Raw genomic sequence first — 14,129 nt, forward strand, 5'->3', positions numbered from 1 at the left:
CCGGAGGATTCATGCCGTCGCCCGAGGCACGCCCGTTGGTCTGCGTCCGCGATCCTGAGCTTGCGGATCACCTGTTGCGTTTGGCCGCCGCTGCGGGCACCGACGTGGAGGTGCCCGTCGATCCGGCCGCGGCCCGGCCACTGTGGACCGGTTCGGGTCTCGTCGTCGTCGGCGTGGACGTCGCGGACGAGTACGCCGCGGCCCGGTTGCCGTACCGGATCGGGGTGGTTCTGGTCGCCGACGAGCGGGTGCTCGGGCCCGACGATCCGGTCGTCTGGCGGCTCGCGGCGGACCTCGGCGCCGAGCACGTGGCGTTCCTCCCGACGGCCGAAGCGTGGCTGATCGATCGGTATACCGATGCGGTGAGTGACCGTTCGGTCGACGGGCGGGTCGTCGCGGTGATCGGCGGCCGCGGTGGGGCCGGAGCCAGCGTGCTCGCGACCGCCCTCGCGGTGACGGCCGCTTCCGACGGCGCGCGGACGATGCTCGTCGACGCCGACCCGCTGGGCGGCGGGCTGGATCTGCTGCTGGGCCGGGAGCGGGTGGCCGGTCTGCGCTGGCCCGACCTGGCCGCGACGTCGGGGCGGGTCAGCCCGCCGTCGCTGCACGAGGCGTTGCCCAAGGTCGGCGAGCTGCGGGTGCTGTCGTGGGACCGCGGTGACGTCCTGACGATTCCGCCGGAGGCCGCCGGTGCGGCGCTGGAGGCCGGTAAGCGGGGCTCGGACCTGCTCGTGGTCGACCTTCCGCGTCGGCTCGACGACGCGGCGGTCCTGGCGCTGCAGGCCGCTGATCTGACGTTGCTGGTCGTCCCGGCCGAGGTGCGGGCGTGCGCGGCGGCGTCGCGGGTGGCGCGGGCGGTGCGTCCGCACTGCGGGCGGTTGGCGTGCGTGGTGCGGGGGCCGGCGCCGGCCGGCTTGCGTTCCGAGGAGCTGGCCGCGGCCCTGGAGTTGCCACTGGCCGGAGTGCTGCGGGCCGAGCCGAAGCTGGCGACCGCGCTGGAGCGGGGCGATGTGCCGGCCGGCAACGGGCGCGGCCCGCTGGCCGGTTTCTGTCGCCGGTTGCTGGCCGACCTGGACGATCTGGTGGGGCCGTCGTGAGCGCGGAGGTCGCCACCGGAGGGTTGGCCGAGCGGGTCCGGCGTCGGTTGATCTCGGAAGGGAGCCTGCCGACGCGAGCGGCGGTGACGACCGCGGTGCGCGCCGAGTACGGCTCGCCGATCGGCGACCGGACGCTGCTCTCGCTCGGAGCCGACCTGCACGCCGAACTGGTCGGCGCCGGTCCGCTCACCGCGCTGCTGGCCGAGCCCGACGTCACCGACGTGCTCGTCAACGGCCCGGGCGAGGTCTGGGTCGATCGCGGCGCCGGGCTCCAGCGCGTCCACTGCGACCTCGGTGACGACGCGAGCATCCGCCGGCTCGCCCAGCGACTGGCCGCGTCGTGCGGACGCCGGCTCGACGACGCGTCGCCGTTCGTCGACGCCCGGCTCCCCGACGGAACGCGGTTTCACGCCGCGCTGCCGCCCGTCGCCGTCGGTACCGTGCACCTCTCGCTGCGGACGTTCCGCCCGCGCGGGTTCAGCCTCGACGAGCTGGTCGCGGCGGGCACGCTCACGCCGGCCGCGGCCGCGATCGCCAGGGCCGTGGTCGACGCCCACCTGGCGTTCCTGGTCAGCGGCGGAACCGGCAGCGGCAAGACCACGCTGCTGGCCGCGCTGCTCGGTGAGATCGCGCCGGACGAGCGGCTGATCGTCGTCGAGGACGCGACCGAGCTCCGGCCGGCTCACCCGCACGTGGTCTCGCTGGAGGCCCGGCCCGCGAACGCCGAGGGCGCCGGCCTGATCCCGCTGCGGACGCTCGTCCGGGAGGCCTTACGCATGCGCGCCGACCGCATCGTCGTGGGCGAGTGCCGAGGTGGCGAGGTGGTGGAGCTGCTGGCCGCGCTGAACACCGGCCACCGCGGCGGGGCGGGCACGCTGCACGCGAACACGCTGGACGACGTCCCGGCCCGGATCGAGGCGCTCGGCCTGATGGGGGGTCTGGGCCGTGATGCGGTGCATGCCCAGCTGGCGAGCGCGGTGCAGGTGGCGTTCCACATCGTTCGGTATCCGTCGCAGGCCGGTGGGCGGTTGGTGACCGAGATCGGCGTCCTGGCGGCGGGACGGGACGGCCGGGTTCGGGCGTGGCCGGCCTGGCGGAGGGACGGCGGTCCGACGCCGGGCCTGGACCAGCTGCGGGCGCTGCTGGAGTCGCGGGGTGGGGCGTGGTGAGCGGTGTGCTTCCGGTGGCGGTGATGTTGGCGGTGGTCGGGCCGTCCGGGGTTCGTGGGCGGCTGCGGATGGTGGCGGTGGCGGGGCGGGGACATCGGCCGGGCTCGGCGGGCGAACGAGGATTTCGGCGCGAGGGACGGCTGGTGGGGGCGCGGCGACTTCGGGATCGGCATACCCGACCGGGTGTGGGAGCGGCGGTGGCCATCCTCGCCGTCGCGGTCGGCGGCGTCGTGATCGGAGGCCCGGTGCTGGCCGGTGCTGTCGTCGCCTACGGGGTTGCCGGGCGGTACGCGCTGGCCCGGAGGCGCCGGGCGAAGGCCGAGGAAGCCGTGCGGGCGGCCGCCGCGGTGGCCCTGGCCGGGCTGGCCGACGACCTCCGAGCCGGCGCCACGCCGCACATCGCCCTACACACGGCGCTGGCCGCGCTGGACCGGCTCCCGGTGCCAGCGGCTGTGGCGTCCGCGTTGGCGGCCGTGCGCGCGGCCGTGGTGCGTCACCCGGCCGGGGACGTGGTGGCGGCCCTTCGAGCGGTGCCAGGGCCGCTCGAGCCGGCGTTCGGTCGGTTGGCCGCGGCCTGGGCCCTGACCGACAGCGGGATTCTCCTGGCCGACGTCGTCGCCCAACTCGACGTCGAACTCCGGCGACTACGGCGCGCGACCGACCGGGCCGCGTCCCAGACCGCGTCCGCCCGAGCGACGGCCCGGCTGATCGCCGCACTGCCGGTGTTGGGCCTGGGGGTGGGTGAGCTGCTGGGCGCTGCGCCGCTGGCGGTACTCACGAGGACGCCGGCCGGAGCCGCCTGCGCCGCGGCCGCGGTGGTGCTCCATCTGACGGGGTTCGCGCTGGCCGCCCGCCTGAGCCGGGTGACGACCGAATGAGGGCGGCAGCGGTGTTTCCGGTGGGACTGCTCCAGGGACGTGGACCTTGCGCGGCCTACGACCGTCGCTGTGACCGCGACCGGAGTGCCGCCTGCGACCGCCGGGCTGACCGCGATCGGAGTACCGCCTGCAAGCGCTGTCCCACGGTCGACGGTCACGCGGCAAGGGTCGTCCGGCGGCGGGTCGGGGAGCCGGGATCGGCGGTGGCGGGATGACGGCGCTGTCGATGGGTGCGGCGGTGACGCTGTTGATCGCGGCGGTGGTGGTGATGCTCGGTCGGCGGCCGTCGCCACGGCGGCGGCTGGCGCGCGCCTTCGGTGCGGATTCCGCGGCGCGGCGCGGCGGACTTCGTGGAGCCCCAACGTCCGGGGAGGTGGCCGGACTGCGGGGGCGGTCGGTGCGACCGTCTGAGCCGTGGTTGCGGTTGCTTCCGTGGCTGTCTCAGCCGGAGGTGCGGCGATGGCTGCCCGGGCTGTCTCAGCCCGAGCTGCAGCAGTGGGGGCCGTCGTCGTCTCGGGAGCGGTCGGGGGCAACGTCGGTCGGTCCGTCCGGGCGTCGGCCGGGTCCTCACCGGATGATGCAGGCCGGGGCGCCGATCGGCGTCGGGATCGTGGTGGCGCTCTTCGTCGGCGGGTGGGTCGGGCTGGTGCTCGGCGCGATCGCCGGCGTCGGCGGGTGGTACGTCGTCCGGAGGCTGCCGGCAGTCGGCGACGGACAGGCGGCCGCCGCCGAGCTGCCGTACGCCATCGACCTGCTGGCCGCCGTCCTGAAGTCCGGTGCACCACTCGACCGAGCGGTGTCGCTGGTCGGTTCCGCGGTCGGAGGCCCGTTGGGAGAGCGGCTCGAGGAGGTCGGACGGTCGCTACGGCTCGGCGTGCACGGAGAAGCCGGATGGTCCGCGCTAGCCGACGTCGCCGGTGCGGCCGGGTTCATCCCCGCCGCGGTCCGGGCCGCCGAGAGCGGCGCGGCGCTGGCCGCGGCCTGCGTCCGGTGCGCGGCCGACCTCCGCGAGCAGCGCGAAGCCCGAGTCGACGCAGCGGCCCAACGCGCGGGCGTCCTGGTCGTGCTCCCGCTAGGACTCTGCTTCCTACCAGCGTTCGTGCTGGTCGGAGTGGTGCCGATTCTGCTCGGGGTGCTCGATGACGTCCTGGGGTGAGCCGGGGAGGTCCCGGCGTACGAGAGGAGAAGGTCATGATTCGGAGGCTTCGGTTGCTCGGCGAGGCCGGGATGACCACGGCGGAGTACGCGGTAGGCACGGTAGCCGCCGTGGCGTTCGCCGGGATTCTGCTGAAGGTGGTGACGTCCCCGGCGGTGCAGACCGCGCTGACCGCGATCATCACCAAGGCGCTGAGGAGCTAGCCCACCGCCCAGGCCGCCGCCCGCCCAAGCGCCCCCGAGACCGACCCCGGCCGGCCGAGGACGCCCCAAGCGGGCGGCGGCCCCCACCGCCGCCCGACGCGCCGCCGCCCGACGCGCCGGTTGGACCGCCGGCCGACGCGCCGCTGGCCGATGCGCCGACCGTTGGGCCGCCGGCCGATGCGCCGCCGGCCGACCCGCCGCTGGCCGACGCGCGGACCGCTGGGCAGCCGACTGCTGGCGGGCCTGGCGGTGGTCGGCCTGGCGCCGACCTGCCGATGACCGAGCCGCCGATGACCGAGCCGCCGCGGGCCGAGCCGCCGCGGACCGCCGCGCCGACCGCTGGGCAGCCGACTGCTGGCGGTCCTGGCGGTGGTCGACCTGGCGCTGACCCGCGGGGCGCCCGCGCGCTGGGCACCGACCCGCGGGGCGCCCGCGCGCTGGGCGCTGGCCCACCTGCCGCTGGCCCGCATGGCGGTGGCTGGCCCGGTGCTGGCCGACTTATCACTGACCCGCCCGCCGCTGGGCAGCCGCGGGCGGGGTGCGCCGGCGCCAACGGTCGCTTGCGCGGCTGGTGTGCGGCAGCCACAGGGTTGCCATTAGATCGGTGCGTGGCTGTCCCGAGGGCGGCTTCCGATCAGTACGCGGCCGTCGTGAGAGCGGCGTCCGAGCGGTGGGCGGTCACGGCCGGGGTGCTGCTCGTTCTATGCCTGGCCATCGCCGATATGGCAGTTGGGTGGGTCATGGTCGTCCACGGGCTAGTGACCGGGCGGTGCGCGGCCACCGACCAGCCACCGCACGGGTTGTGCCCGGACGCCGACCGGCTGCCGCGCGAGTGGTACCCGGACGCCGACCGACCGCCGCGCGAGTGGTACCCGAACGCCGACCGGCCGCCGCGGGGGTGCTGCCCGGGTGCCGACCGGCCCCTGCACGGGGTGCGCGGGGCGCTCGCCCCGCGCGGGGCGCGCGGGGCGGCCCTCAATTGGTCGTCTCGCAGGAAGGCCGCGGCCGTGGTCGGGACGGTGCTTGCTCGACTCCGGGCGATTGGCTGGAGGGTGCGCCGCTTGGGTGCGGTCGCCAGCGGGGTGGTGCGCGGGCCGGGCGCGGCCGTGGGTGGGGCGGTCGGGTCGGTTACCGCGGAGTTGGCGGCCGCGATTCCGGTCGTGGTGTTGCTGTTGACGGCGGGGCTCACCGCGTTGGGTGCGACTACCACTCAGCTGCGGTGCGTGGACGCGGCTCGGGAGACCGCACGTGCGGCGGCTCGTGGGGATGCGGATCCCGTCTCGGTCGGGCGGCGACTGGCTCCCGCGGGCGCTTCGATTCGGGTTGAGGCTACGGAGGACCTGGTCACAGTGACCGTGTCCGCGCCCGCTGTCGGGCCTCTGTGGCCGGGTCGCATCGACGCGACTGCGGTTGTCGAGCCAGAGCCTCCGGTCGGCGGATGATCCCGCCACTGAAGGCCGACGCCTTCGACGGTCGGGCTGCGCGCTTCCGGGCTGCGTGCGGCGGGATTTTTCGGGTTCGGCGGGGTGGAGGTAGTGCTTCGGTGGTGGCTCTGGCGGTTGGGCTGGCGTTGTTGAGCGTTGGGCTCGGGCTTCAGGGGGTTGGTGCGGCTGTAACTGCGCGGCATCGTGCGGCTTTGGCGGCCGATCTGGCCGCGCTGTCTGGTGCGCTTCATGTCCCCGAGGGCGCGACCGCTGCTTGTGCGCGTGCCGGTGAGGTTGCTCGACTCAATAGGGCTCAGCTCAGTCGCTGTGAGGTGATTGGTCGCGACATCGTTCTGACGGCTGAGGTCGTGCCTCCCGGCCCAGCTGCCCGCGCAGGCAACGCCCAGGCCCGAGCCCGAGCCGGCCCCATCTAGAACGCCAGCGCCCGCTCGAAGCCGGGAGTCCGGCCAAGGTTGCTCGCCGACCCGGCCGAGGCCGAGGCTCTGGCCCGCCCGGATGCGACCGGCCGGGGACCGGTTCGCCGGGATGCCCACCCGCGGCGGTGCCGGCCTGCGGAATCCGCGCCTGCAAGGACACCGGCCTGTGGGGCTGCCGGCCCGAGTGTGCCGGCCTGCGGCGTTGCCCGCCGTCGGCGGCGCCGGCCTGCGGAAGTGCCCGCCTGCGGCGATTCGGGCCTGCGCGGGTGCCGGCCTGTGGGGCTGCCGGTCCGCGAGAGTGCCCGCCTGCGGCGTTGCCCGCCTTCAGCGATCCCGGCCCGCGGAAGTGCCCGCCCGCCAGGGTGCCGGTCCGCGGAAGGGCCCGCCCGCCAGGGTGCCGGTCCGCGGAAGTGCCCGCCTGCGGCGATGCCAGCCCGCGGCCGTGCCCGCCCGTGGAGAGGCCAGTCCGCCAGGGATGAGGCCGCCAGGAGTAGAGACCCGCCGGCCCGAGACCGCCGCCAGGCGCCCGGCCGATCAGGGCACCAGCCGCCTACCGGCGCACAACCACCAGCCCATAACTCCCACGCACTACGACGCCGGCGAAACGCTGCTCATGTTGAAATCCGGAACCCGCAAAGCCGGCATCGCCGTCCGATGAAAGTAATCCCCCCACTCCCGCGAAAACGCCGCCCCCGTCTCCGAAGCCCCACTGAACCTCGACAACAGATCCACCGGCGACTCATTGAACCGGAAATTATTCACCGCCCCCACCACTTCGCCACCCTCCACGAGATAGACCCCATCCCTGGTCAACCCCGTCAACAGCAGCGTCTGCGGATCAACCTCCCGGATGTACCAGAGGCACGTCAGCAACAACCCGCGCTCCACCCCACCCACCAGCGCATCGAGCCCACCCGACGCCCCACCGACCTCCATGACCAGGTTCCCGATCATCGGCGTGACCGGCAGCCCGGTGATCCCCGCGGAATGGCGCGTCTGCATCAGCGCGCGCAGCTCGCCGTCGCGGATCCAGTCCGTCGGCTCCAGCGCCAGCCCGTTGTCGAAAACGCTCGACGTCCCGGACGACGCCTGCGCCAGCACGAACGGGGCCGACTCCAAGCCAGGAAAAGACGCGTCGGACCGCAGCGTCACCGGGTGGGGCGTCAACCGCTCACCGACCCGCGTGCCCGCGCCCGGGCGGGAGAACACGGTCCGGCCCTCGAACGCCGACCGCGCGCCCATGTTCCAGTACGCGTAGATCATCAGGTCCGCCACCGCGGTGGGCGGCAGCACCGTGTCGTACCGGCCCGGCTCCAGCGACACCTTCCGCGCCGACCACTCGAGCCGCTGGGCCAGCGAGGCATCCAGGGACTCGACCGACACGTCGGAGAAGTCCCGGGTCGCCTGCCCGACCCAGGCCGACCGGCTCAGGTCGTCCGCGACCTTGCCCGTGATCCCGATGTGCCCCTGAGGCTGCACGTGCCGCAACCGCAGCCCGGTGGAGGATCCCAGGTAATAGGTGTCGACCTCGTGCTCGACGAACCCGTACAGCAGCCGTCCGGCGCTGCGCGCCGCGTCGAACGCGTCCCCCAACGCCGGCGCCACCGACGAGAAGACCTCGATCGACGTCTCCGACGGCGCCGCATCCCAGTCGGACGCAGCGCCGCCCGCAACCAACGGCTGGGCGTCGTCCGCGGCGCCGTTGCTCCGGGCGGTCTCTTCCGAGGCCCGGACCAGCGCTTCCAGCTCGTCCGACGACACCGCGGTCCGCGACACCGCGCCGCTGGCCACGCCGGTACCGGTGCCGACCGTCGAGATCACGGTGATCGACCGCGACCGCATGACGCCGTTCGTGGTCAGCGTGTTCGTGGCCCAGCGCAGGTTCGCACTCGTCGACTCCCCGGCGATGACGATGCACCCGTCGCTCTTCGAGAGCGAAAGCGCCTGCTCAACCAGATTCTGCGAGGTCATCGGCCGCCCTCCTGCACGGTGTTCAAAACAGAGATGTCCCGGAACAGCGCGCTCGGGCAGCCGTGCGACACCGGCGCGACCTGTCCCGGCTGCGCCTTGCCGCAGTTGAAGGCCCCGCCCAGCCGCCAGGTCGACGGCCCGCCGACCGCCTCCATCGAGCCCCAGAAATCCAGCGTGTTGCTCTGGTAGGCGACGTCGCGCAGCTGTCCGGCCAGCCGGCCGTCGCGGATCTCGAAGAACCGCTCGCCGGTGAACTGGAAGTTGTAGCGCTGCATGTCGATCGACCACGACTTGTCGCCGACCACATAGATCCCACGGGAGACACCCGCGATCAGGTCCGCCGTCGAAACCTCAGCCGAAGAAGGCGCCAGAGAAACGTTCGCCATCCGCTGGATCGGTACGTGCCCCGGCGAGTCCGCATACGCGCACCCGTTCGAGCGGGAGACGCCCAGCGACGAGCCCAGCAGACTAGCCATCCGCCGGTCGAGCTGATACCCGACCAGCGTGCCCTTCCGCACGATGTCCCACGACTGCCCGGCCACGCCCTCGTCGTCCCAGCCGACCGTCGACAGCCCGTGCTCGACGGTCCGGTCGCCGGTGATGTTCATGACGTCCGAGCCGTACTTCAGAACGCCGAGCTTGTCCGGCGTCGCGAACGACGTGCCCGCATAGTTGGCCTCGTAGCCCAGTGCCCGGTCGAGCTCGGTGGCGTGCCCGACCGACTCGTGGATCGTCAGCCACAGGTTCGTCGGGTCGATCACCAGGTCGTAGCGCCCCGGCTCGACGCTCGGCGCCGCCATCTTCTCGGCCAGCAGCGACGGCAGCGACGACAGTTCGGAGTCCCAGTCCCACCCGGTGCCGGTCAGGTACTCCCACCCCCGCCCGGCCGGCGGGGCCAGCGACCCCATCGTGTCGAACCGGCCGCTGGACGCGTCCACCGACAGCGCCGAGATCGACGGCGCCAGCCGGACCCGCTGCTGGGTGATCGAACTCCCGGCCGTGTCGGCGTAGTACTTGCCCTCGAGCACCTGGGAGAGCCCGGCCGTGACGTGGGAGACGCCGGAAGCCCCCAGCAACCGCTGCGAGTACTCCGCCAGCAGCGCGACTTTCTCCTGCTCCGGGACGTCGAAAGGGTTGGTCTCGTAGGAGGAGACCCACCGGGCGTCGCGGTAGACCGGCTCGTCGGCGAGTTCGACGCGTTCGGTGTTCATCCGGGCGCTGACCTTCGCCACCTGCACCGCGGTCTCGGCCGCGGCGACCACGGCCTCGACGGTCAGGTCGACGCCGGACGCGAATCCCCAGGCGCCGTCGTGGACGACCCGGACGGCGAACCCGACGTCCTCGCCGTCGTGGCTACCCTCCAGGCGGCCGTCGCGGAGCGACAGGCCCTGCGAGCGGATGCGCTCGAGGCGGAAGTCGGCGTGGCTGACGCCGAGGTCACGGGCCTTCTGCAGCGCCGCGTCGGCCAGAGCCGCGCGGGGGAGGGCCAGGAATCGCTCATCGATCTCGTGCGGCACGCCGCCGACACTATCCCGGAAGACCGCGCGACCTCAGTACCGAGGCGGCGGGGGCGGGTACTCGTCGTTCGGGGGATAGGGGTGGGCGCCGGACTGGTAGACCGTGCCGGTGGACCGCGGTTCGTCCCGGTACGGGTCGACCGTCGGGTACTCCTCGGTCTTGTGGTCCATCGTCGGGTACGCGTCCGTCGGGTGGTTGTCTCCGCGGTACGGCTCCGGCTGCCGGTGGCCCTGGTACGCGTCCGGCGAGGCCGGCGGGTACGGGTCGGGCTGCTGGTGGGTCTCGGCGCGCGCCCGGAGGGCGGCCTCCTCGTGCCGGGCCGCGTCCTCGCGGCGCGCGGCCTCGGCCCGCTCCCAGTTCGCGAGCTCCTCCTGCCGACGCGCCTCGTCCTGCCTGCGCGCCTCCTCCTGCCGACGAAGGTCGTCCTGCCGACGTGGGTCGAGATCGGGCTCCCGGGCCTCGCGGTACTCCCGAGGCTCTGGACGGTCGACGTCCTCGTGCTCGCGGGCATCGGCCACCGGAGCAGCCGCGGCCGCGGCCTTGCGGGCCTTCCGCTCCCGACGCCGACGCGCGGACACCGCGAAGCCCCACTTGATGAACCACAGGCCGAGCATGAACAGGACACCGATGGCCACCCCGACCAGGACCAGCGTCCGCCCGTTGAGGTTCGGGATGTTCAGGCCGAAGAAGTGGACGTTGGCGGTGTCGCCAGGCTGCAACGCCAGCCCCACCCCGAGGGCTATTGCCACTGCGGCGAGCAGCAGGCCCAGCAGAACCATGGTCCGCGTCCTCTCCGAATCAGCCCGGTTCCCCTGCAACCGACCCGTCGGTCACAGAGGGCGTTGCCCCCCGACTTGGTGGCCAAAACTACTCTGCTCAGCCCGGCCGCGCCGCACGCGGTCGACGACTGCGGTGAGCAATCGGATCGCCCCGGCTTTGTCCAGTGGATCATTTCCGTTGCCGCATTTGGGGGAGTGCACGCAAGAGGGGCACCCAGCAGCGCATTCGCACGCCGAGATCGCGTCCCGGGTGGCGGTCAGCCACTCGTCGGCGGCCGCGAAACCGCGCTCCGCGAACCCCGCCCCGCCGGGGTGCCCGTCGTAGACGAACACGGTCGCCAGCCCGGTGTCCTGATGGGACGCCGTGGACAGGCCACCGATGTCCCACCGGTCGCACGAAGCCACCAGCGGCAGCAGGCCGATCGCCGCGTGTTCGGCCGCGTGCGCGGCCCCGCCGACGTCGTCCACGACCGACGCCAGCTCCAGGATCGAGTCGGTCATCGTGTACCAGACGGCCCGAGTGCGCAGTAGCTGCGAGGGCAGATCCAGTGGCTGCTCGTCGATCACCTCGCCGGTCGCGATGCGTTTCCGCTGGTACGAGACCACCTGGTTGGTGACGTCCACGGTCCCGAAGCACAGTTCGACACCGTCGAACGACAGCGACTCGGAGACCGACACCACCGACAGATCCGTCACGTCCTGCGACTGCGTGTACCAGTCCGGCTCGGCCCGGTGCACCAGCGCGACCAGGTGCTCCAGGTCGAGCTCCTCCACCACGAACGTCTCGCCGCGGTGCAGGTGCACGGCCCCGGTGTGCACGCTCGACGGCGCCGACCCGGCGTCCACGGTCCCGAGCAGCCGCCCGGTCGACGCCTCGACGATCGACACCGGCTCGCCGCCGGTGCCCCGCAGGTCGGCGTCGGGCCGGCCGCGCGAGGTCCAGTACCACCCGGCCGGCCGCCGGCGCAGCACACCCTGCTCGACCAGCGCGTCCAGCGCGGCCCGGGCCGGCGGACCCCCGAACAACGGGAGGTCGGCCTCGGTCAGCGGCAGCTCCGCCGCCGCGCAGGCCAGCTGCGGCCCGAGCACGTACGGGTTGCTCGGATCGAGCACGGTCGCTTCGACCGGTCGGCCGAAGACGGCCGAGGGGTGGTGCACCAGGTAGCTGTCGAGCGGATCGTCCCGGGCGACCAGCACCGCGAGCGCGTCCCGGCTGCCCCGGCCGGCCCGGCCGGCCTGCTGCCAGAGCGACGCCAGCCGCCCCGGGTAGCCGGTCAGTACGACGGCGTCCAGCCCGGTCACGTCGACGCCCAGCTCGAGCGCGTTCGTGGACGCCAGGCCCCGCAGCGTCCCGGACCGCAGCGCCGCTTCCAGCTCGCGCCGGTCGTCGGCCAGATAGCCAGCTCGGTAGGCGTCCACCTGATCGACCAGTTCCGGGACGGCCTCGGCCAGCGCTCTCTTGGCGCCGAGGGCGACGGCCTCGGCGCCGCGGCGGGAGCGGACGAACGCGAGCGTCCGCGCGCCGACCGACACCAGGTCGGCGAGCAGGTCGGCGGCCTCGGCCGTCGCCGTGCGCCGGGCCGGAGCTCCGCGCGGACCGACGAACGGACTGACCGGCGGTTCCCACAGCGCGAACGTGGTCGCACCGCGAGGCGAGCCGTCTTCGGTGACCGCCTGCACCGGGCCCCCGATCAGCGCCGCGCCCGACGAGGACGGCGACGCGACCGTCGCCGAGGCCAGGACGAACACCGGGGTGGAGCGGTACCGCGCGCAGATCCGGCGCAGCCGGCGCAGGACATGGGCCACGTGCGACCCGAACACCCCGCGGTAGGCGTGGCACTCGTCGACCACGACGAAGCGCAGCCGGCGGAAGAACGACGCCCAGGCGTCGTGCCGGGGCAGGATCCCGCGGTGCAGCATGTCGGGATTCGTCAGCACCAGCCGGCTGTGGGCCCGTACCCAGTCCCGCTCGGTGTCGGGCGTATCGCCGTCGTAGAGCGCGGGCCGGACGCCGTCGGCGAGATCGAGCAGCCCGCGCAGCTGGTCCGCGGCCAGCGCCTTGGTCGGCGACAGGTAGAGCGCGATGGCCCGCGGGTCCGACAGCAGGGCCGTCAGCGTCGGCAACTGGTACGCCAACGACTTTCCGGACGCCGTCCCGGTCGCGACCACGACCGACCGACCGGAGTGCGCCGCCTCGGCCGCCGCCACCTGATGCGCCCACGGACGGGTCACCCCGCGGGCCGCGAACGCGTCACGCAGGGCCGGCGGTGTCCAACTCGGCCAGTCGACCAGGACGCCGGGCCGGGCCGGGATCCGCTCCACGTGCGTGACCGGGTCGTCGGAACGGCCGGCCCGCACCCGGTTCAGCCACTCCTCGGGGCCGGCCGTCAGAGTCGGATGCAGGGACACGGCAAGCACTCTGCCAGATTTGTTGCCACGTATGTTCGAGGGATCGCGCCGCGCCCCCGCATCGGATCAACTCGTAGTTGCGGGCGAGGTGGTTGAATCGAGCCCAGCTGGCACCGGCATCCTGGAGGGGTCTTCGTGGAGCTGTCGTTGACGACACGTGCCGTGGGGCGCCACACGGTCCTCGCGGTCGGCGGTGAGATCGACGTCTACACCGCGCCGCAGCTCCGGGCGGAGCTCATCCGCCTGGCCGATGCCGGCTACGCGCACATCGTCGTCGACATGGAGCGGGTCGACTTCCTCGACTCGACCGGCCTCGGTGTGCTGGTCGGTGCGTTGAAGCGGGCCCGGGCGGTCGGCGGCTCGGTGGAGCTGGCGTGTTCGCAGCCGAAGATCCTGAAGATCTTCAACGTCACCGGGCTGGAGAAGGTCTTCGGCATTCATCCGACCGTCGAAGAGGCGGTTGCGGCCGGTTGATGCGCACCGTGAGGCTCGCGTTCTCTCCGACACCCGCTCACGTCCGTACCGCCCGGTTGGTCGCGGTCGCGACGGCGCGGAATGCGGGCGTGGCCGAGAGTGTGCTGGACGAGATCCGGCTCGCTGTCGGTGAGGCGTGCTCTCGGGCGGTGGGGCTGCACGTGCAGCACAAGCGGTCCGAGTTGATCGAGGTGGAGTTCACCGACGGGCCTCGGTTCGAGGTCGTGGTGCGTGATTCGGCGCCGGCCGATCAGGCGCTGCAGGCCGATCTCGCGGTTCCGAGTCCGTTCGTGGCCGGTCCCGCGTTCGCGGAGACCGAGTCCGAGGAGGAGGTGGCCGCCGGCGTCGGCCTGGCCCTCCTGACGGGCTTGGTGGACGACGTGACGGTGACTCCCGCCGTCGACCGCGACGGCACCGTCGTCCACATGACTTGGGCCGTCGCGGCCCGCTAGCAACTAGCACGTGGGTGACTAACGCGCGGTGACCGGGCCGGGTGGTGTCCGGCGGCGGTGAGGGGCGAACCGGATCGATTCCGACGTACCGGGATCGTAGTCATTAGGGCCGGTCACGGCAGATGTGATCGATCTCGCACCGCAGGTCGCGATGCACCCTGT

Annotated in this window: 13 protein-coding genes; 9 read left to right on the forward strand and 4 right to left on the reverse strand. The window is 73.4% G+C overall.

The annotated features are described in order from the left end of the window. Positions 1 to 11: 11 nt before the first annotated feature. The 7 genes from ssd (at position 12) to FL583_RS42970 (ending at position 6,361) form a co-directional block, all read left to right on the forward strand. The gene (gene ssd / locus FL583_RS17620; protein WP_142705755.1) at positions 12 to 1,097 is read left to right on the forward strand and encodes a septum site-determining protein Ssd; all 1,086 of its coding nucleotides are present in this window, start codon (positions 12 to 14) and stop codon (positions 1,095 to 1,097) included. After that, positions 1,094 to 2,266, forward strand: coding sequence for a TadA family conjugal transfer-associated ATPase (locus tag FL583_RS17625; RefSeq protein WP_142705756.1), 1,173 nt, complete (start codon positions 1,094 to 1,096; stop codon positions 2,264 to 2,266). Before ssd ends, FL583_RS17625 begins: the two co-directional genes overlap by 4 nt. A 197-nt stretch (positions 2,267 to 2,463) precedes the next feature. Beyond that, on the forward strand, positions 2,464 to 3,144 hold the full coding sequence (locus FL583_RS17630) for a hypothetical protein (RefSeq protein WP_142705757.1): 681 nt from the start codon (positions 2,464 to 2,466) through the stop codon (positions 3,142 to 3,144). A gap of 574 nt (positions 3,145 to 3,718) precedes the next feature. Then, positions 3,719 to 4,300, forward strand: coding sequence for a type II secretion system F family protein (locus FL583_RS40190; RefSeq protein ID WP_170323705.1), 582 nt, complete (start codon positions 3,719 to 3,721; stop codon positions 4,298 to 4,300). A 35-nt stretch (positions 4,301 to 4,335) separates the two neighbouring features. Next, positions 4,336 to 4,503 (forward strand): DUF4244 domain-containing protein, encoded by a 168-nt coding sequence (locus FL583_RS17640; protein WP_170323706.1) that lies wholly within the window; start codon positions 4,336 to 4,338, stop codon positions 4,501 to 4,503. Positions 4,504 to 5,243: 740 nt separating this feature from the next. Continuing rightward, positions 5,244 to 5,945, forward strand: a complete 702-nt coding sequence (locus FL583_RS42965; protein WP_142705759.1) for a TadE family type IV pilus minor pilin — start codon at positions 5,244 to 5,246, stop codon at positions 5,943 to 5,945. Continuing rightward, positions 5,942 to 6,361 (forward strand): Rv3654c family TadE-like protein, encoded by a 420-nt coding sequence (locus FL583_RS42970; RefSeq protein WP_142705760.1) that lies wholly within the window; start codon positions 5,942 to 5,944, stop codon positions 6,359 to 6,361. Before FL583_RS42965 ends, FL583_RS42970 begins: the two co-directional genes overlap by 4 nt. A gap of 591 nt (positions 6,362 to 6,952) precedes the next feature. Here the strand turns inward: FL583_RS42970 and FL583_RS17655 are convergent. The 4 genes from FL583_RS17655 to FL583_RS17670 are packed head-to-tail and all read right to left on the reverse strand — an operon-like array spanning position 6,953 to position 13,050. Then, complete coding sequence (locus FL583_RS17655) at positions 6,953 to 8,335, reverse strand: metallopeptidase TldD-related protein (RefSeq protein ID WP_142705761.1); 1,383 nt, start codon at positions 8,333 to 8,335, stop codon at positions 6,953 to 6,955. Further along, positions 8,332 to 9,852 (reverse strand): TldD/PmbA family protein, encoded by a 1,521-nt coding sequence (locus FL583_RS17660; RefSeq protein ID WP_142705762.1) that lies wholly within the window; start codon positions 9,850 to 9,852, stop codon positions 8,332 to 8,334. Before FL583_RS17660 ends, FL583_RS17655 begins: the two co-directional genes overlap by 4 nt. 33 nt (positions 9,853 to 9,885) lie before the next feature. Then, positions 9,886 to 10,632 (reverse strand): hypothetical protein, encoded by a 747-nt coding sequence (locus FL583_RS17665; protein ID WP_142705763.1) that lies wholly within the window; start codon positions 10,630 to 10,632, stop codon positions 9,886 to 9,888. A gap of 51 nt (positions 10,633 to 10,683) precedes the next feature. Further along, positions 10,684 to 13,050 carry a DEAD/DEAH box helicase gene (locus tag FL583_RS17670; RefSeq protein ID WP_420843154.1) on the reverse strand — a complete coding sequence of 789 codons (2,367 nt, stop codon included), beginning with the start codon at positions 13,048 to 13,050 and terminating at the stop codon, positions 10,684 to 10,686. Between the two features lie 126 nt (positions 13,051 to 13,176). On the opposite strand from FL583_RS17670, the gene FL583_RS17675 reads away from it, so the two are divergent. Both FL583_RS17675 and FL583_RS17680 read left to right on the forward strand, forming a co-directional pair. Beyond that, positions 13,177 to 13,515, forward strand: coding sequence for an STAS domain-containing protein (locus tag FL583_RS17675; RefSeq protein WP_142705765.1), 339 nt, complete (start codon positions 13,177 to 13,179; stop codon positions 13,513 to 13,515). Next, entirely contained in the window at positions 13,515 to 13,967 is a 453-nt protein-coding gene (locus FL583_RS17680; RefSeq protein ID WP_142705766.1) for an ATP-binding protein, read from the forward strand. Before FL583_RS17675 ends, FL583_RS17680 begins: the two co-directional genes overlap by 1 nt. Positions 13,968 to 14,129: the final 162 nt, after the last annotated feature.

This window comes from Cryptosporangium phraense (genome assembly GCF_006912135.1).
Classification (GTDB): domain Bacteria; phylum Actinomycetota; class Actinomycetes; order Mycobacteriales; family Cryptosporangiaceae; genus Cryptosporangium; species Cryptosporangium phraense.